This window comes from Crossiella sp. CA-258035 (assembly GCF_030064675.1).
Taxonomy (GTDB): Bacteria; Actinomycetota; Actinomycetes; order Mycobacteriales; family Pseudonocardiaceae; genus Crossiella.
The window spans coordinates 7,234,236-7,252,430 of the sequence record NZ_CP116413.1; the positions used below are offsets into that span (position 1 = coordinate 7,234,236).

At 72.4% G+C, this 18,195-nt stretch carries 18 protein-coding genes; 6 read left to right on the forward strand and 12 right to left on the reverse strand.

Annotated elements, in window-relative coordinates:
* The 3 genes from trpC to N8J89_RS32475 form a co-directional block, all read right to left on the reverse strand.
* Complete coding sequence (trpC, locus tag N8J89_RS32465) at positions 1 to 810, reverse strand: indole-3-glycerol phosphate synthase TrpC (protein ID WP_252480870.1); 810 nt, start codon at positions 808 to 810, stop codon at positions 1 to 3.
* A gap of 84 nt (positions 811 to 894) precedes the next feature.
* Positions 895 to 1,389 carry a Trp biosynthesis-associated membrane protein gene (locus N8J89_RS32470; RefSeq protein ID WP_283660799.1) on the reverse strand — a complete coding sequence of 165 codons (495 nt, stop codon included), beginning with the start codon at positions 1,387 to 1,389 and terminating at the stop codon, positions 895 to 897.
* Between the two features lie 61 nt (positions 1,390 to 1,450).
* Positions 1,451 to 3,007: an anthranilate synthase component I gene (locus N8J89_RS32475; protein ID WP_283660800.1), complete on the reverse strand. Its 1,557-nt coding sequence runs from the start codon at positions 3,005 to 3,007 to the stop codon at positions 1,451 to 1,453.
* A 21-nt stretch (positions 3,008 to 3,028) separates the two neighbouring features.
* Here N8J89_RS32475 and N8J89_RS32480 point away from each other — a divergent pair, with 21 nt between their 5' ends.
* From N8J89_RS32480 to N8J89_RS32500, 5 genes are all read left to right on the forward strand, one after another.
* On the forward strand, positions 3,029 to 3,649 hold the full coding sequence (locus N8J89_RS32480) for a TetR/AcrR family transcriptional regulator (RefSeq protein WP_283660801.1): 621 nt from the start codon (positions 3,029 to 3,031) through the stop codon (positions 3,647 to 3,649).
* 263 nt (positions 3,650 to 3,912) lie between these two features.
* Positions 3,913 to 4,815, forward strand: coding sequence for a ParB N-terminal domain-containing protein (locus N8J89_RS32485; RefSeq protein ID WP_349497419.1), 903 nt, complete (start codon positions 3,913 to 3,915; stop codon positions 4,813 to 4,815).
* Positions 4,816 to 4,903: 88 nt separating this feature from the next.
* On the forward strand, positions 4,904 to 5,776 hold the full coding sequence (locus tag N8J89_RS32490) for an AMP-binding protein (protein WP_283660802.1): 873 nt from the start codon (positions 4,904 to 4,906) through the stop codon (positions 5,774 to 5,776).
* Positions 5,773 to 7,161, forward strand: coding sequence for an aspartate aminotransferase family protein (locus tag N8J89_RS32495; RefSeq protein ID WP_283660803.1), 1,389 nt, complete (start codon positions 5,773 to 5,775; stop codon positions 7,159 to 7,161). Before N8J89_RS32490 ends, N8J89_RS32495 begins: the two co-directional genes overlap by 4 nt.
* Entirely contained in the window at positions 7,155 to 11,189 is a 4,035-nt protein-coding gene (locus tag N8J89_RS32500; protein ID WP_283660804.1) for a Pls/PosA family non-ribosomal peptide synthetase, read from the forward strand. Before N8J89_RS32495 ends, N8J89_RS32500 begins: the two co-directional genes overlap by 7 nt.
* On the opposite strand, the gene N8J89_RS32505 is transcribed toward N8J89_RS32500, so the two are convergent.
* The 5 genes from N8J89_RS32505 to hisF form a co-directional block, all read right to left on the reverse strand.
* On the reverse strand, positions 11,151 to 11,633 hold the full coding sequence (locus tag N8J89_RS32505; protein ID WP_283660805.1) for a hypothetical protein: 483 nt from the start codon (positions 11,631 to 11,633) through the stop codon (positions 11,151 to 11,153). The genes N8J89_RS32500 and N8J89_RS32505 overlap by 39 nt on opposite strands.
* A 19-nt stretch (positions 11,634 to 11,652) precedes the next feature.
* Complete coding sequence (locus N8J89_RS32510) at positions 11,653 to 13,326, reverse strand: alpha/beta hydrolase (RefSeq protein ID WP_283660806.1); 1,674 nt, start codon at positions 13,324 to 13,326, stop codon at positions 11,653 to 11,655.
* On the reverse strand, positions 13,323 to 13,619 hold the full coding sequence (locus N8J89_RS32515) for a hypothetical protein (RefSeq protein ID WP_283660807.1): 297 nt from the start codon (positions 13,617 to 13,619) through the stop codon (positions 13,323 to 13,325). The genes N8J89_RS32510 and N8J89_RS32515 overlap by 4 nt, the downstream gene beginning before the upstream one ends.
* A 62-nt stretch (positions 13,620 to 13,681) precedes the next feature.
* On the reverse strand, positions 13,682 to 14,032 hold the full coding sequence (gene hisI, locus N8J89_RS32520; RefSeq protein ID WP_283660808.1) for a phosphoribosyl-AMP cyclohydrolase: 351 nt from the start codon (positions 14,030 to 14,032) through the stop codon (positions 13,682 to 13,684).
* Positions 14,029 to 14,802 (reverse strand): imidazole glycerol phosphate synthase subunit HisF, encoded by a 774-nt coding sequence (hisF, locus tag N8J89_RS32525; RefSeq protein WP_283660809.1) that lies wholly within the window; start codon positions 14,800 to 14,802, stop codon positions 14,029 to 14,031. Before hisF ends, hisI begins: the two co-directional genes overlap by 4 nt.
* Positions 14,803 to 14,825: 23 nt before the next feature.
* Between hisF and N8J89_RS32530 the strand changes: the two genes are divergently transcribed.
* Complete coding sequence (locus N8J89_RS32530) at positions 14,826 to 15,191, forward strand: PPOX class F420-dependent oxidoreductase (RefSeq protein WP_283660810.1); 366 nt, start codon at positions 14,826 to 14,828, stop codon at positions 15,189 to 15,191.
* On the opposite strand, the gene priA is transcribed toward N8J89_RS32530, so the two are convergent.
* The 4 genes from priA to N8J89_RS32550 are packed head-to-tail and all read right to left on the reverse strand — an operon-like array spanning position 15,188 to position 18,192.
* On the reverse strand, positions 15,188 to 15,919 hold the full coding sequence (gene priA / locus N8J89_RS32535; RefSeq protein ID WP_283660811.1) for a bifunctional 1-(5-phosphoribosyl)-5-((5-phosphoribosylamino)methylideneamino)imidazole-4-carboxamide isomerase/phosphoribosylanthranilate isomerase PriA: 732 nt from the start codon (positions 15,917 to 15,919) through the stop codon (positions 15,188 to 15,190). The two genes, N8J89_RS32530 and priA, sit on opposite strands and share 4 nt — an antisense overlap.
* Positions 15,920 to 15,928: 9 nt before the next feature.
* Positions 15,929 to 16,561, reverse strand: a complete 633-nt coding sequence (gene hisH / locus N8J89_RS32540; protein ID WP_283660812.1) for an imidazole glycerol phosphate synthase subunit HisH — start codon at positions 16,559 to 16,561, stop codon at positions 15,929 to 15,931.
* Positions 16,562 to 16,570: 9 nt separating this feature from the next.
* Complete coding sequence (locus N8J89_RS32545) at positions 16,571 to 17,488, reverse strand: transketolase family protein (RefSeq protein ID WP_502868354.1); 918 nt, start codon at positions 17,486 to 17,488, stop codon at positions 16,571 to 16,573.
* Positions 17,485 to 18,192, reverse strand: coding sequence for a thiamine pyrophosphate-binding protein (locus tag N8J89_RS32550; protein WP_283660813.1), 708 nt, complete (start codon positions 18,190 to 18,192; stop codon positions 17,485 to 17,487). Before N8J89_RS32550 ends, N8J89_RS32545 begins: the two co-directional genes overlap by 4 nt.
* Positions 18,193 to 18,195 lie beyond the last annotated feature (3 nt).

Here is an 18,195-nt window from a genome sequence, read left to right on the forward strand (position 1 = left end):
TCAGCGACTGGGTCGCGGGCACGCGGGGTGTGAGCCCGCGGTCACCAGCTGGGTCACCGCGGCTCGCGGGTCGCCGCTGGTCACCAGGCCCTCGCCGACCAGCACCGCGTCCGCGCCGACCCCGGCGTAGGCCATCAGGTCACCCGGCCCGCGCACCCCGGACTCGGCGATCTTGAGCACCTCCCAGGGCAGGCCGGGCGCGATCCGCCCGAACACGTCCCGGTCGACCTCCAGGTTGTGCAGGTTGCGCGCGTTGATGCCGATCACCTTGGCGCCGGCCTCCAGCGCGCGGTCGGCCTCCTCCGCGGTGTGCACCTCCACCAGCGCGGTCATGCCGAGGGACTCGACCCGGTCCAGCAGCGACTCCAGCGCGAACTGCTCCAGTGCCGCCACGATCAGCAGCACCATGTCCGCGCCGTAGGCCCGCGCCTCGTGCACCTGGTACGGCGTGACGATGAAGTCCTTGCGCAGCAACGGAACATCGACCACCGCCCGCACCGCGGCCAGGTCGGCCAGCGAGCCGCCGAAGCGACGGCCCTCGGTCAGCACGCTGATCACCCTGGCGCCACCGGCCGCGTAGTCCTTGGCCAGCTCCGCCGGTTCCGGGATGTCGGCCAGGTCGCCCTTGGACGGACTGCGCCGCTTCACCTCCGCGATCACGCCGACGCCGGGCGCGCGCAACGCGGCCAGCACGTCCTTGGCCGCCGGTGCCAACTGGGCGCGTTCCTTGATCAGCTCGAAGGGAACCTCCGCCTCGCGGAGGGCCAGATCCGCACGCGCACCCTCGACGATCTGCTCCAGGACGCTCACGTGCACTCCCCGTTTTGCCTCAGCCCGCTCGCAAGCTTCCGCACTTGAAACCCCTTCCCGCCGCGCCGAAGCGCCGAAAGGATGCTAACCCCGCCGCCGGTCGGCTTCTGGCATCGGGTCGGCAGATCCGCCCTGGGTAGCAAGGTCGTTCGTCGTTTCGGCGGTGTCGCCGAGGGTGGGATCGGCCCCCGAGTCGAGGCTGTCCCACAGGCGACGATCAGCGTCAACCGATCGGCGGACCTCGCTGGAGGCGGCATATTTTCCCCCCATCCGCGGCATCCGGTGACCCCTTGCCAGCACCAGGATCCCACCGCAGGCCAGCGCCAGCAGGCCGAACACCGCGAGTGCCGAACCAACCACGGAGTGCAAGGAAAGTCCGTCCCACAACAACACTCCGCCGCCGATGGCGACCAGCAGCACCAGCCCGCCGAGCACCCGCCGGAACCAGCCGCCGGCGGCCAGCACGCCCGCGATCGCGGCCAGCGCGAAGGCGGCCAGCCCGGTGGCCTGGCCGAGTGCGACGGTGGCCTCCGCCGCGCCCCACAACGCGCCTGCCGCGGCCAGCGAGAGCAGCACCACAGTCCACAGTGGACCGCCGCCGGGCCGCCGCACGCGCTCCGGTTCCTGAGTTGGTGCCGGCTCAGCGCTCACTGGCCAGCTCCAGCGTCTCCGCGGTGGCGATCGCGGCCAGCACCGCGCGCGCCTTGTTCAGGCACTCGGTGTCCTCGGCCGCCGGATCCGAGTCGGCCACCACGCCCGCGCCGGCCTGCACGTAGGCCCGTCCCCGCTTCATCAGCGCGGTGCGGATGGCGATCGCGGTGTCGGCGTCCCCGGCGAAGTCCAGGTAGCCGACCACGCCGCCGTAGAGCGCGCGGCGGCTGGGCTCCAGCTCCTCGATCAGCTCCATCGCCCTGGGCTTGGGCGCGCCGGAGAGGGTGCCGGCCGGGAAGCACGCGGTGACCGCGTCGAAAGCGGTGCGGCCGGGGGCCAGTTCGCCGGTGACCGCGGAGACGATGTGCATGACGTGGCTGTAGCGCTCCACGCTGAAGAAGTCGACCACGTGCACCGAGCCCGGCGTGCACACCCGGCCCAGGTCGTTGCGGGCCAGGTCGACCAGCATCAGGTGCTCGGCGCGTTCCTTCTCGTCGGCTAGGAGGTCCTTGGCGAGCAGCGCGTCCTCCTCGTCGTCGGCCCCTCGCCACCGGGTGCCCGCGATCGGGTGCGTGGTCACCTTGCCGTCCCGCACTGTGACCAATGCCTCCGGGCTGGATCCCACGATGTCGAACCCGTCCAGCCGCAGCAGGTACATGTACGGGCTCGGGTTGGTGGTGCGCAGCACCCGGTAGACGTCCAGCGCGTCGGCCTCGGTGTCCACTTCGAACCGTTGCGAGACGACGATCTGGAATGCCTCCCCGGCCCGGATCGCCTCCTTCGCGGTCTCCACCGCGGCCCGGTAGTCCACGCTGGTGCGCTGCCGCTCGAAGCGCGGCTGCGGGCGCTGGAACACCGCGGCGGTGGGCGCGGCCGCGGTGCACAGGTTCGCGGTCATCTCCTCCAGCCGGGCCACCGCGTCGTCGTAGGCGGCGTCCACCCGCTCGTCGGTGTCGTCCCAGTTCACCGCGTTGGCGATGAGGGTGATGACGCCCTCGTGGTGGTCCAGCGCGGCCAGGTCGGTGGCCAGCAGCATGACCAGCTCGGGGATGTCCAGGTCGGCGGCGGCCAGCGAGGGCAGCCGCTCCAGGCGGCGCACCGTGTCGTAGCCGAGGTAGCCGACCATGCCGCCGGTCAGCGGCGGCAGGCCGGGCAGCGGGTCGGTGTGCAGCGCCCGCACGGTCTCCCGCAGCGCGACCAGCGGGTCGCCGCCGCTGGGCATGCCGACCGGCGGGGTGCCGGTCCACACCGCCTCGCCGCCGGCCACGGTGAGCGCGGCCGGGCTGCGCACGCCCACGAAGGACCAGCGGGACCAGGAGCGCCCGTTCTCCGCGGACTCGAACAGGAAGGTGCCGGGCCGGCTGGCGGCCAGCTTGCGGTAGACGCCCAGCGGGGTCTCGCCGTCGGCCAGCAGCCTGCGCACCACCGGGATCACCCTGCGGCCGCGGGCGAGCTCGCGGAACTCCTCGCGGGTGGGGCTGAGCTCGCCCATCGGCGTGCCGCCGGGGCGGGAGCTGGTGACTGTGGGGCTGACCGCGCTGACCATGGACGACATTGTGCCGGGTCGATGGGAGATGATGTGCCGGTGGCCGAGAGCACCGCACCCAGACGGCGTGGGCGCCGACCCGCCGGTGAGGACACCAAGGGCGCGCTGCTCAGCGCTGCCCGCGCGGTGTTCACCGAGCAGGGCTACGACGGCGCGACCGTGCGGATGATCGCGGCCAGGGCGCAGGTGGACCCGGCGATGGTCAACCACTGGTTCGGCGGCAAGGAGAGCCTGTTCGCCGCGGCCGTGCAGCTGCCGGTCACCCCGCAGCAGATCCTGGAGACGGTGCTGGCCGGACCGGTGGAGGGGCTGGGCGAGCGGATCGTGCGCCGGTTCCTCTCGGTGTGGGACGAGACCGGCGGCGGGCCGTTCGTGGCGCTGATGCGCAGCGCCTCCAGCCACGACGACGCCGCGGGGATGCTGCGCGAGTTCGTCACGCACGCGCTGTTCGGCAAGATCGCGCGGGCGATCGAGGCCGACCAGCCGGACCTGCGCGCTTCGCTGGTGGGCGCGCAGGTGGCCGGGCTGGGCATGATGCGGTACGTGATCAAGCTGGAGCCGCTGGCCTCGGCCGACCACGACACCCTGGCGGCCGCGGTCGCGCCCACCCTGCAGCGGTACCTGACCGGAGACCTGGCGTGACACCTCGGCCACAAACCGGGGAATTCGTACAAATCCACACGGCGGGATCTCCGGAAATGTGGTAATGCCCCGTTAACCACTCCAGGTAACCCAGTGCGGTTGACGCCGCTCGCACCCTCCTTTAGCGTGGAAATGATTCTCGCTAATCAGCGATCACTTTCCATGGCTATCGCACGGGAGGAGCTACTGTGATAGTCGAGAAAGACGATCCGCCGGACCCCATGGAATGGTGGCGACGGCAACCGGGCAACCGAATCGAAACAGTGGCGATCGGCTCATTGCTACCCGCCGACTCGCCCAGGCTGGACGGAGAGGTCGGCGAGCACGCGCACGTGCTGGCCGAGACCGGCGCGACCCTGCCGCCGATCATCGTGCACAGGCCGACCATGCGGGTCATCGATGGGATGCACCGGCTGCAGGCGGCCCGGCTGCGCGGCGAACGGCGGATCAGGGTGCGCTTCTACGACGGGGACGCCGAGAACGCCTTCATCCTGGCCGTGCACGCCAACATCGCGCACGGCATGCCGCTGTCGCTGGCCGACCGCACCGCCGCCGCGGAGCGCATACTGGTGTCCCGGCCGCAGTGGTCGGACCGGATGATCGCCGCGGCGACCGGACTGGCGCCGCGCACCGTGGGCGCGGTCCGGCGGCGTTCGAGTGCGCAGGCTGGCTGGTCGAACACCCGGCTGGGCCGGGACGGGCGGGTGCGGCCGGTGAGCAGCGCGGCCGGGCGGCGGCTGGCCGGGACGCTGCTCGCGGACAACCCCAGCGCCTCGCTGCGGGAGATCGCCAAAGCGGCCGGACTGGCGCCCTCGACAGTCCGGGACGTGCGGCGACGCCTGCACTCGGGCCTGGACCCGGTGCCCGGCGGCCAGCGCGAGCCGCCCTCGGCCGACCAGCCGCCCACCCCATCTGACCAGGGCGCGGACCTGCGGGCCGCGCTGCGCACCCTCCAGCGCGACCCCGCGCTGCGGTTCACCGAGTCCGGCCGGAAGCTGCTGCGCTGGCTGGACACCCACCTCATCGAACCCGACGACTGGCCCCCGCTGGTCGACTGCGTCCCCGCGCACTGCACCGGAATGGTGGTTGCGCTCGCACGCACCAATGCGGCGGCCTGGCAGGACTTCGCCGAACGCCTCGACGGACGCAGGCGCACCACCGCATAGCTGATGGTTACCGCCACCGGTCGGCCTATTCGCCGACCGGTGGCGCCTATTCCGTTTCCGTTTCAGTTCACTTGTCATCGGCAGGGTCATGAATGCGACAAAGCAGACCGACGCGCCGCGCGCGCGTACACTTTCACAGTATTTCGAGCGAACCGCTCTTCGAATTCCGGACACCCCGGCGGTGGTGTGCGGCCCGGTCACGCTGACCTACCGCGAGCTGGACCGCGCGGCCAACCGGCTGGCCCATCGGCTGCGCGAACGGGGTATCGGCCGGGGTGACCCGGTGGGCATCCGGCTGCCCGATCGGGTGGACGAGTACGTGGCGCTGCTGGGCGTGCTCAAGGCGGGGGCGGCCTACCTGCCGCTGCCGCGGGGGTGTCCCACCACCGGTCTCCGGCTGACCGCCCTGGTCAGCGAGCCGGGCGAGGCGGAGGACGCGCCGCTGGTCGAGCTGCCCGCGACCGGCCCGGCGCACAGCCCCTCGGCGGACCTGGACCCCGCCGCGCCCTGCTACCTGTGCCGCCCGCGCGGCCTGGCCGGCATCCCGGCCACGCACGCCTTCACCCACCAGGACGTGCTCACCTTCGTCCGGGTGGCCGCGCCGGGGCTGGGCGTACTGGCCGGGGACCGGGTCTTCCAGGGCACCCCGATCAGCCAGGAGTTCCACCTGCACGAGCTGTGGCCGTGCTTCGTGGCCGGGGCCACCGTGGTGGCGCCCGCCGAGGGCGACCTGCCCGGACTGCTCGCCTCGGCGCGGGTGACCGTGTTCTGCGGCACCGGCGCGCAGCTGAGCGAGCTGCGCCCGGCCCCGGCCTCGGTGCGCGGCGTGCTGCTGCACGGCACCCCGCTGCCCGCGGAGCTGGTCCTCGACCTGCCGGGCAGCCGGGTTTTCAGCTGTTCCGGCCCCATCCGCGCCGCCAGTTGGGGGCGCGCCCGCAGTGGATCCAAGGAGACCTCGTGACCAGCACCGGCCTGACCGACCTCCACCTCGCCACCGGACCGCTGGTGCGCGGTGAGCTGCCCGGCCCGCGCTCGGCCGACCTGCTGGCCCGCCAGCGCCAGCGGGAGTCCAACGCGCGGACCTACCCGCGCAGGCTGCCGATCGCCCCGGTCGAGGGGCACGGCAGCTTCGTGCGCGACGCCGACGGCAACGTCTTCCTGGACTTCCTGGCCGGGGCCGGGGTGCTCTCGCTGGGGCACAACCACCCCGAGCTGGTGGCCGCGATGACCGAGCAGGCCGGGCGGCTCACCCACGGGCTGGACTTCCCCACCCCGGCCAAGGACGAGTTCCTCACCGCCCAGCTGTCCATGCTGCCGCCCGGCCTGCGCGAGCGGATGAAGACGCACTTCTGCGGCCCGACCGGGGCCAACGCGGTGGAGGCGGCGATCAAGCTGTGCAAGACCGCGACCGGCCGCGCCCAGGTGGTCTCCTTCCAGGGCGGCTACCACGGGTGCAGCCACGCGGCGATGGCGGTCACCGGTGACGTGGCGCAGAAGGCCCCGGTGCCCGGCGGCATGCCCGAGGTGCACTTCTTCCCCTACTCCTACTGCTCGCGCTGCCCGCTGGGCCTGTCCCCGGTCACCTGCGAGACCAACTGCGCCGGGTACCTGGAACGCGCGCTGCTGGACCACAACGGCGGCATCCCGCGGCCGGCCGCGGTGCTGCTGGAGCTGGTGCAGGGCGAGGGCGGGGTGGTGCCGGCCACGCCGGAGTTCGTGCACCGGGTGCGCGCGCTGACCCGTGAGCTGGACGTGCCGCTGGTGGTGGACGAGGTGCAGACCGGCTGCGGGCGCACCGGGACCTGGTTCGCCTTCGAGCAGTACGGCATCGAGCCGGATGTGATCATCGCGTCCAAGGCGCTCAGCGGGGTGGGCGCGCCGGTGTCGCTGATCATCTACGACCGGCGGCTGGACGTCTGGCAGCCGGGCGCGCACACCGGCACCTTCCGCGGCAACCAGCTGGCCTTCGCCGCGGGCACGGCGGCGGTGCGGATCGTGCGCCGGGACGACGTGCTCGGCAACGTGCGGGCGCGCGGGCGGCAGCTGGCCGCCCGACTGTCCGAACTGGACGGTCATCCGTGGGTGCGCGAGGTCCGCGGCCGGGGCCTGATGTGGGGCGTGGAGCTGGCCGATCCGGTCAGCGGGCGTCCGGCCAGCGCGGAGGCCGCGGCGGCGCAGGCGATGGCGCTGCGCGAGGGGCTGATCATCGAGCTGGGCGGCCGGGCGGACGCGGTGGTGCGGCTGCTGCCGCCGCTGAACGTGACCGCCGAGGTCATCGACATCGCCGCGGACATCCTGCTCGGGGCGATCCTGCGTGCTTTACCCAGCCGGGGCCCGGCATGCTGACCGAACCGGCGCTGATCGGCTCCGCGCACCCGGGGGAACCGCGCTGGCAGCCGGGGGAACGGCTGGAGCTGCTGTTCGAGCAGCAGTGCGACCGGCTGCGCCAGTCCGGCCGGGCCGGGCAGCTCGCGGTGGACACCGGCGAGACCACGCTGACCTACGACGAGCTGGACAGCCAGGCCAACCGGCTGGCCCGCCGCCTGCGCGCGCTGGGCGCACGGCCGGGCGAGCGGATCGCGCTGCTGGTGGACCGGCCGCGGCACGCCTACGCCGGGATGCTCGCGGTGCTCAAGCTCGGCGCCGCCTACGTGCCGCTGGACGTGGCCTTCCCGGCCGACCGGCTGGCCTTCATCCTGGCCGACGCCGGCGCGACCTGGGCGCTCACGCTGTCCACCACCCGCGAACTCCTGTCCGATGTGGACGGTGTCGAGGTGGTCTGTGTGGACGAGCTGGACCTGGCCGGGGAGGACGGCGCGCGGCTGAGCCCGGCCGAGCGCGGCGACCCGGTGGACGACCTCTGCTACCTGATCTACACCTCGGGCACCACCGGGCGGCCCAAGGGGGTGGCCATCGAGCACGCCAGCATCTGCAACTTCGTCCGGGTGGCCGCCGGGCTGTACGGGCTGAGTCCGGCGGACCGGGTGTACCAGGGCATGACGCTGGCCTTCGACTTCTCGGTGGAGGAGATCTGGGTGCCCTGGCTGGCCGGGGCGACCCTGGTGCCCAAACCGGCCGGCGGCAGCCTGCTCGGCGCGGAGCTGTGGCAGTTCCTGCACGACCGCTCGGTGACCGCGCTGTGCTGCGTGCCCACCCTTCTGTCCACAGTGGACGAAGATCTGCCGGGCCTGCGGTTCCTGCTGGTCTCCGGCGAGGCCTGTCCGCCGGAGCTGATCGAGCGCTGGCACCGGCCGGATCGCCGGTTCCTCAACGTCTACGGGCCCACCGAGGCGACGGTCACCGCGACCTGGTCGGTGGTGCACCCGGAGCGCCCGGTGACCCTGGGCGTGCCGCTGCCGACCTACTCGGTGGTGATCCTGGACCCGGAGCAGCCGCGCGCGCTGCCGCACGGCGAGGCGGGCGAGATCGGCATCGCCGGGATCGGCCTGGCCCGCTGCTACCTGAACCGGCCGGAGCTGACCGCGCGGGCGTTCATCCCGGACTTCCTGGGCCTGCCGGGCAACCCGTCCGGCCGGATCTACCGGACCGGGGACCTGGGCCGGATCAACGCCGACGGCGAGATCGAGTACCACGGCCGGATCGACACCCAGGTCAAGATCCGCGGCTACCGGATCGAGCTGGCCGAGATCGAGTCGGTGCTGGCGCGGGCGCCGGGGGTGGCCCAGGCGGTGGTGGACACTTACCGGCCGGAACCCGGCGTGGTCGAGCTGGTGGGCTACTACCGCCCGCGCGCCGACGCGGAAACCGTGGACCAGCAGGCGGTCCGGGCACACCTGCGCGACCGCCTGCCCGCCTACATGGTCCCGGCCTACCTGGAACAGCTGGACACCATCCCGATGACCGCCAGCGACAAGGCCGACCGCCGCAACCTGCCGCCGCCCAGCGGCCCGCGCGCACTGGCCGCCACCGGCGAGCACGTGCCCCCGGCCACGCCCACCGAAGAACTGCTTGCCGACACCCTGGCCGAGGTGCTGCGCGTGGAGAAAGTGTCCACCTCCCACCACTTCTTCGACGACCTGGGCGCGGACTCGCTGCTGCTGGCCCGCTTCCGCGGCCGCCTGGCCGAACTGGCCGCGGTGTCCATGCGCGACATCTACCTGCATCCCACCGTGTCCGCGCTGGCCGCCCTCCTGGACGCCGCCGACCCGGCCCCGGCCGCCGCGCCGGAACCGGTGCCCGCGCCCAGGGGCAGCTCGCTGCGGTACGCGCTGTGCGGCTTCGCCCAGCTGCTGTTCTTCCTGGCCTACACCTACCTGAACGCGCTGGTGCTGAGCACCGGCCTGGACGTGGTCGGCGAGGGCCAGACGCTGGCCGAGACCTACCTGCTCGCGGTGGCGGTCACCGGCGGCGGCTTCCTGGCGCTGAGCCTGCTCCCGATCGCGGCGAAGTGGGTGCTGGTCGGGCGCTACCGGCCGGGCGAGTTCCCGTTGTGGGGACTGGGTTATCTGCGGTTCTGGGTGGTGAAGACGTTGCTGCGGGCCAACCCGCTGGTGCTCTTCGCCGGTTCGCCGGTGTACTCGCTGTACCTGCGGCTGCTCGGGGCCCGGATCGGCAGGCGGGTGGCGGTCTTCTCCCGCAACGTGCCGGCCTGCCCCGACCTGCTCACCATCGGCGAGGGCACGGTGATCCGCAAGGACTCCTTCTTCACCTGCCACCGGGTCCGCGCCGGCATGATCGAGACCGGCCCGGTGACCATCGGCGCGGACGCGGTGATCAGCGAGGGCACCGTGCTGGACATCGGCTCCACCATGGGCGACCGTGCCCAGCTCGGCCACGCCTCCTCCCTGCACACCGGCCAGTCGATCCCCGAGGACGAGCACTGGCACGGCTCCCCGGCCGAACCGTCCACAGTGGACTACCTCGCGGTCGCGCCCGCCCGCTGCGGCCGCGTCCGCCGCACGCTCTTCGGCCTCGCTCAGCTCCTGACCATGCTGGCGCTGACCCTCCCCTTCACCCTGCTGGTGCTGGACCTGTGGCTGCCCGCGCTGCTGCCCTCCACCGACGCGCCACTGGGCAGCACCGCGTTCCTGCTCGGTCACCTGGGCACCGCCTCCGCGGTGTTCTTCGGCGGCGCGCTGGCCGGGCTGCTGCTGGTGACCACCCTGCCCCGGCTGCTGCACCGCATGATCAAGCCCGACACGGTCTACCCGCTGTACGGACTCCGCTATTCCTTGCAGCGCAGCGTGTCCCGCCTGACCAACCTGCGCTTCTACCACACCCTCTTCGGCGACAGCTCCTACATCACCACCTACCTGCGCGCCCTGGGCTACGACCTGGGCCGGGTGATCCAGTCCGGCTCGAACTTCGGCGTCATGCAGAAGCACGAGTCGCCGTACCTGACCACGATCGGCCGCGGCACCATGGTCTCCGACGGCCTGTCCGCCATGAACGCCGAGTTCTCCAGCACCTCGTTCAAGATGGCCCGCGCCACCCTGGGCGAACACAACTTCCTGGGCAACGTGATCTTCTACCCCTGGCGCAGCCGCACCGGCGACAACTGCCTGCTGGCCACCAAGGTCCTGGTCCCGGTGGACGGCCCGGTCCGCGAGAACACCGGCCTGCTCGGCTCCCCGCCGTTCGAGATCCCGCGCTCGGTCGACCGCGACCGCCAGTTCGACCACCTGCGCACCGAGGAGGAGCTGAACCGGCGCCTGCCCCGCAAGAACCGCCACAACCTGCTCACCATGACCCTGTACCTGCTGACCCTCTGGTGCCACTTCGCGGTGGTCAGCCTGCTCGGCGTGCTCGGTGTCGAACTCCGCCCCGTCTTCGGCGAGCTCGCGCTGGCCACCGCCTCGGTGACCGCCGTGGCCTTCAGCGTCACCTACTTCATCCTCGTCGAACGAGCCAGCCTGGGCTTCCGCCGGTTGCGCCCCCGCCTGTGCTCGATCTACCAACCCCAGTTCTGGCAACACGAACGCTTCTGGAAACTCTCCCCAGGCACCTACTACCGCCTCTTCAACGGCACCGCCTTCAAGGGCCTCATCTGGCGCCTGCTGGGCGCCAGGGTGGGCAAACGCCTCTACGACGACGGCTGCGCCGCACCGGAGAAGAGCCTGGTGACCCTCGGCGACGACACGGTCCTCAACGTCGGCAGCACCATCCAGGGCCACTCCCTGGAGGACGGCACCTTCAAGTCCGACCACATCGTGCTGGGCTCGGGCTGCACGGTCAGCACCGGCGGCTTCGTCCACTATGGAGTGTCCATTGGGGACGGTGCGGTGGTGGAGGCGGACGCCTTCGTGATGAAGGGCGAACAGCTCCCGGCAGGTGCCCGCTGGTGGGGCAACCCGGCCGGTCCCAAGCCTGCCGCCTCAGCTGGGAGGAGTGCCGTTGGGCCACAGGCAAGGTGACACCCCGCCGAGGTACAACTCCCCCAGGTCGTTGCCTTCAAGGCTGAACCGGAACTCATCCGGTTCCTGCTGCACCCACAGGTACCAGTCCTTCGGGCGGGAGTCGTGCAGCACCTTGTAGCCGTTGCGGGTCCAGAAGCCGTGGAGCGCATCGAAGTACTCGTTGAACTTCGCCGGGTCCAGATCATGGATCTGGTAGCCGACTGACACCTGGACCCGCCCTTGCGCACCGTGGTCGGATGGCAGGTCGCAGGGGGACGTGCTGATCTCCTCGCTGCCGGTGTCCACCAGGCGCGCATGAGCGGGCAGGTGCGCGGCGGCCTGCCGCACGTACTCCTCGGCCCGGCGGGCACCCTCCGCCGCGGTGATGGTCGGCTGCATCCCTCTCCTGCTCCACTGGTAGACGTACACACCCACCCCTGCCACCAGCACCACGGCGATCACCACACCGAGGAGCCGGCGCCTAGTCCGTCGGCTGACCGGCAATGACCCTCCCCATGTTCCGCAACGACCTGTTGCGGTCTTCCCAATACTCGTTGTGTGCCGCCTCGCTGAGCCCTCCGGCATCGCCCAGGCCAGGAGTGCCGGGGTCCGAGGTGAACACCTTGCCGCCGAACCCGGGCGTCGCCGGGTCGGGACCGTGCGGGTCGATGTTCAGACCGCCGCCCGGCGACACCGGTCCGGGGACCATCGGGTCGGGCACGCCGGGCGGCGCCCCGCCCACGCCCATCGGCATGTTGGTGACCTTGATGATGTCGTGCTGGGCAACGCTGGCGTGCACGCGGTCCGGCGGCAGGTTCAGCTGGTCAGCCCGCTCGACACCGACCCCGGGGCTGCCGATGAAGACCACATCGTCGGCCTTGATCCCCAGATCGCGGGCGGTGTGCCCGACCACGGTGGAGCCGTAGCTGTGCCCGACGACGGTGTTGTGCGACGGCTCGCCCTCGTGCGTGACGCGCAGGCCGTCCTGGAACCGGGCCAGGTCGGCTCGAGCGTTGTCCGCGAAGCTGTCTTGGGCCGCCTCGGGGACGAGGCTCTGCGGGGCGTCATAGCCGACCCAGCTGATCACCGAGGTCGACGGCGATCCGGCCCGCGCTGCCGCGTGGGCCATGGCATCGGCGTGGTTGAGGTAGTTCGCGCCCCCGGCAAGACTGGCAAAGGTGCCCGGCACAAGTGTGGCCACGTTCGCCGCCCGGTCCGGATCGCCCATTGCCACCACCGCCCGTCCCTTGCCGTCGGCACTGACTCGAAGCAGGAACGGCGGGGGACGTTCCTTGCTCGGCGGGGTGGCAAGTCGCGCGGCGATGGCGTCCAGGCCGGTGAGTTTGCTCCGCAGGTCCACCAACCGCTTCTCGTCATCCGGTGTCCGGTGCGCCTTGGCCTCCAGCCGCGTCCGCTCCTCCGCCAGGCTCGCCCGCAACCCCGCCAGCACCACCCGGTTCGCCCGGTCCCGCACCACCGCCGGGATCCCGTCCAGCGCCCCGATCCGGGCCCCGTCACTGGCCAGCAACGACTCCCGGTCAGCGATGCTCAAGCCGTCCCACCACCGCTTCACTTCGGCCGGAGACGTGCCCGCGGCCGGAATCGTGGCGCTCAGCGAGGTGCACACCTGGATGCCGCCAGGCGCGATGCCGGTGGCCTCCTGGGTGAGGCGGCGCAGTGCGGCGGCGGCCTCGGCGTCCACGGTGGCGGCCTGGCGGAGGGTGTCGCGCAGGGTGGTGGTCAGCTCGGCGCACAGCTGTGCCCGGTTCGGGCGGCCCGGTTGCGGCGGGATGGCCACGACCACCGCGTCATCGGTGACCTGGCCGTCGCTGGAGACGCGCAGCCGGTTGGCGTGCGCGGTGGCCAGCGCGGCGCGCAGTGACTCCTGCAACCTGGTCAGCCGTTCGCCCGCGTCCCGCAGCACCGGCGGGATGCCGCCGAGCCCCTTGGCCAGCTCGTCCAGGCGGCCGCGCTGACCACCGAGCTGCTGCTTGGCCGTCTCCGCCGCCGCGCCGCGCCACTCGCCCAGGCCGCGCAGGGCGTCAGTGACCTCCTCGGCGCGGGTGGTCATCGAGGTCGCCAGGTCCTGCCAGCGGCGCGCGGCGCGGGTGAACACCGTGGGTTCGGCCTCGCGCAGTTCGTCGACCGTGGTCATCGCGGCAACCCGGCCCGCGCGGCAGCCTCCGCCTCGGCGTAGGTCCGGGCGTTGAGCTCCAGGTTGTCGCCGGCCACGGCGAGCTTGGTGGCGACCGCGGTGAGGGCCCGCGCCCAGGTGTCCTCGCACTGCGCCAGGGCCTGGGCCAGTGCGAAGGACGTGTTCGCCGCCGCGTCGCCGTCCTGCGCGCCGCTGTTGGCGCGGATGTCCCGGTGGGCCTGGTCGGCGGTGGCGAGCAGGTCCCGTCCCACCTTGGTGAGCTGGTCCGCCGTGACCGCGAGCTTCCCCGTCAAGGTTCCCCCCTTGATCGCTCCTCCCAGCGACCGTAGCAGCGGCTACCCGGAACGGTCGCTACTCAGTCCCCCGTCTGGAGGAGCACGTCCGCGTCGAAACAGGTCCGCTCACCCGTGTGGCAGGCCGCGCCGACCTGGTCGACCACCAGCAGCAAGGTGTCGCCATCGCAGTCCAGGCGGACCTCGTGCACGTGCTGGGTGTGGCCGGAGGTCTCGCCCTTGACCCAGTAGGACTGCCTGCTGCGGGAGAAGTAGGTGGCCTTGCGGGTGGTGAGCGTGCGGTGCAGGGCCTCGTCGTCCATCCAGGCGACCATCAGCACCTCGCCGGTGCCGCGCTGCTGGGCGACCGCGCACACCAGGCCGTCGGCGTTGCGCTTGAGCCGGGCGGCCAGCGCCGGGTCGAGCGGGCTCATCGAACCGTCACCCCCGCCGCCCGCAGCGCGTCCTTGACCTCGCTGATCCGCAACTGTCCGAAGTGGAACACACTGGCCGCCAGCACCGCGTCCGCCCCGGCTTCGACCGCGGGTGGGAAGTGCTCCACCGCGCCGGCCCCGCCGCTGGCGATCAGCGGCACGTCGATCACCTTGCGCACCGCCCTGATCAGCTCCAGGTCGAACCCGGCCTTGGTGCCGTCGGCGTCCATCGAGTTGAGCAGCACCTCGCCCACGCCGAGCTCCTGCCCGCGCGCGGACCACTCGATCGCGTCGATCCCGGTGCCGGTGCGCCCACCGTGCGTGGTCACCTCGAACCCCGACGGCGTGGGCTGACCGCCCTCGGGCACCCGGCGGGCGTCCACCGAGAGCACCACGCACTGCGCGCCGAACCGCTCGGCGGCCTCGCGCAGCAGCTCCGGGCGGGCGATGGCGGCGGTGTTGAAGCTGACCTTGTCCGCGCCCGCGCGCAGCAGCTTGTCCACGTCCTCCACGCTGCGCACCCCGCCGCCGACGGTGAGCGGGATGAACACCTGCTCCGCAGTGCGCCGGACCACGTCGTAGGTGGTCTCCCGGTTGCCGGAGGAGGCGGTCACGTCCAGGAAGGTGAGCTCGTCGGCATGCTCGGCGTCGTAGGCGGTGGCCAGCGCCACGGGGTCACCCGCGTCGACGAGGTTGGTGAAGTTGACACCCTTGACCACCCGGCCCCGGTCCACGTCCAGGCAGGGGATCACACGAACAGCGACGGACATGCCGACAGCCTAGGCTGAGGCCCGTGACCAGCGATCTGAGGTCGGCCAAGTACCTGTTGCTCACCACCTTCCGCCGCGACGGCACCCCGGTGGACACCCCGGTCTGGGTGGTCGCCGAGGGCGAGGTGCTCTACGCCTGGTCGAACGCGGAGGCTGGCAAGGTCAAGCGGTTGCGGCGGGACGGCGCGGTGCGGGTGGCGCCGTGCACGGTGCGCGGGAAGCAGACCGGGCCGGCGGTGCCCGCGACCGCGACGCTGACCGACGCCGAGGGCACCGCCGAGGTGGTCCGGATGATCAACAAGAAGTACGGCCTGCTCGGCCGCCTGACCACGCTGCGGGCCAAGCCGGATGCCGGTCGCACGATCGGCATCCGGATCACGCTGGACTAGCGGACCGCGGCCAGCGCCTCGGGCAGGGTGAACGCGCCCGCGTAGAGCGCCTTGCCCACGATCGAGCCCTCCACGCCCAGCGGCCCGAGCTCGGCCAGCGCGACCAGGTCGGCGACGCTGGACACGCCGCCGGAGGCGATCACCGGGGCGTCGGTGCGGGCGCAGACCTCGCGCAGCAGGTCCAGGTTGGGGCCCTTGAGGGTGCCGTCCTTGCTCACGTCGGTGACCACGTAGCGCGGGCAGCCGTCCCGGTCCAGCCTGGCCAGCACCTCCCACAGGTCGCCGCCGTCGGTGGTCCAGCCACGGGCGGCCACCCGGTGCCCGGCCTCGGTGATCCGCACGTCCAGGCCGACCGCGATCTTCTCGCCGTGCTCGGCGATCGCGCGGGCGCACCAGGCCGGGTCCTCCAGCGCGGCGGTGCCCAGGTTGACCCTGGCGCAGCCGGTGGCCAGCGCCGCCTTGAGCGAGTCGTCGTCGCGGATGCCGCCGGAGAGCTCCACCTTGACGTCCAGGCGCTCGACCACCCCGGCCAGCAGCTCGCGGTTGCTGCCCCGGCCGAAGGCCGCGTCCAGGTCGACCAGATGGATCCACTCGGCGCCGCCGTCCTGCCAGGCCAGCGCGGCCTCCCACGGGTCACCGTAGGAGGTCTCGGTGCCTGCCTCGCCCTGAACCAGGCGGACAGCCTTGCCTTCGGCCACATCAACGGCCGGGAGCAGCGTGAACGTCACCGGTAAAGCCTAAACGACGGACTTGAGCCAGTTCTCCAGCAGGTGCGCCCCGGCGTCCCCGGACTTCTCCGGGTGGAACTGGGTGGCCGACAGCGGCCCGTTCTCCACCGCCGCCACGAAGTCCTCGCCGTGGTGCGCCCAGGTCACCAGCGGCTCGGGCAGCGGCGGCTCGGGGGCCAGGGTCCACTCGCGCACGCCGTAGGAGTGCACGAAGTAGAACCGGTCGTCCGCCGCCAGCCCGGCGAACAGGGTGCTGGCCTCAGGGGCGCGGACGGTGTTCCAGCCCATGTGCGGCAGCACCGGCGCGTTGAGCCGCTCCACCGTGCCCGGCCACTCCCCGCAGCCCTGCGCCTCGATGCCGTGCTCGACGCCCTTCTCGAACAGGATCTGCAAGCCGACGCAGATGCCCAGCACCGGCCGCCCGCCGGCCAGCCGCTGGCCGATGACCTTCTCGCCATGGACCTTCCGCAGCCCGTCCATGCAGGCCGCGAACGCGCCGACGCCGGGCACCACGAGCCCGTCGGCGGCCTCGGCCGCCTTCGGGTCCGCGGTCACCTCGACCTGGGCGCCGACCCGGCGCAGGGCGCGTTCGGCGGAGCGGATGTTGCCGAATCCGTAGTCCAGTACGACGACGCTGGTCACGGCCACAGCCTAGCCAAGGAACTCACGCACGGCCTTCGCGATACCGCCCGCGTCCAGGCCGTGCAGCACGTCGTGCTCCTCCGCGGTCCCGTACGACCTGACCTCGGTGTCCCGGCTCACGCCCAGCGGCAGCAGCCGGTGCGGCTGGCGGCGCAGCGCGTCGGTGACCGGCAACGCCGAGGTGCCGCGCAGGTACGGCTCGACCAGGATCACGTCCGGCCGGTCGACCCGCTCGATCGCGGCGCGCAGGCCCTCGCCGTCGAAGGGGCGGACGGTGGCCGCGTACAGCACGGTCACGTCCTGGCCCTCGGTGGCGGCGAGCACCGCGTCGGCGGTGGTGCCCACGGCGATGACCACGCCCCGGCGGCCCTGGCGCAACGTGGTGAAGCCGGGTCCGTTCGCGTACGGCTCGGCGTTGGTCCGGGTGGACAGCCGCAGGTAGACCCGGTCGTCCCCGGCCAGCGCGGGGGTGAGCAGCGCGGGCACCTCGGCCGGGTGGCCGGGGCTGTGCACGGTCCAGCCGGGCAGGGTGTCGAACAGCGCCACGTCGCCGGGCACCTGGTGGGTGCGGCCCCACACCGGGTCGTCGTAGGAGGCGCCGATGCTGACCAGCACCGCGCCCACGTCCTGGTGGCCGAGGTCCAGCTTGATCTGCTCGAACGGCCGCTCCACCAGGAACGGGCCGTAGGTGTGCACCACCGGCCGCAGCCCGGCCAGGGCCAGCCCGCCGCCGACGCTGACCATCAACTGCTCCCGGATGCCCACGTTGATCACCCGCTCCGGGTGCCGCGCGGCCGCGGGCGCGAAGGCGTCCTTGGAGATCTCGGCCAGCACCACGGCGATGCGCGGATCGGCGTCCATGGCCGCGGTCACCGTGTCGGCGAACACTTCCCGCATGGTGGTGGCGGTGCTGATTGTGCTGGTCATTCCGAACCCTCCAGTCCGATCAGGGCCTCGACCACCAGCGGGCGGCCGGGATGCGGGGTGGTGAACGCCTCGTACAGGTCGTCGTGGTTGCGCCCGTCGACGGTGCGACCGGCCCAGCCCTCCACGGTGAACCGGTCCGCGATGCCACCAGGCCAGCCGTGCGTGCCGGAGAAGTTGTTGACCGCGACCACGGTCAGCGAGTCCAGGCCGAGCCGTCCGGCCAGCGCGACGGCCTCGTGGTTGCTGCCCTCGTCCAGCTCGGCGTCGCCGACCAGCACCACCACCCGCGCGTCGGTGCGGCCCTGGGCGCGCAGGCCGAGCGCGGTGCCCACGGCCAGCGGCAGGCCGTGGCCGAGGGAGCCGCTGCTGATCTCCGCGCCGGGCACCAGCGCCCGGTCCGGGTGCTGGCCCAGCGGCGAGTCGAACCGGGTCCAGGTGTCCAGGAGGGACTCGTCGAGGAAGCCCTTGGCGGCCAGCACGGCGTAGAAGGCCATCGGGCCGTGCCCCTTGGACAGGTAGAACCGGTCCCGGTCCGGGTCGTCGAGGCGGTCGGGCGAGACGTTGAGGACGCGGTCGTAGAGCACCCACAGCACGTCCATGGTCGAGTTCGCGGCGGCGCTGTGCTTCTCGTCGCCGGTCATCCTGGCGATCAGCGCGGGCAGGTCGGCGAAGGCCCGCGGTGTGGTCAATTCCTTCGCTGTCATGGC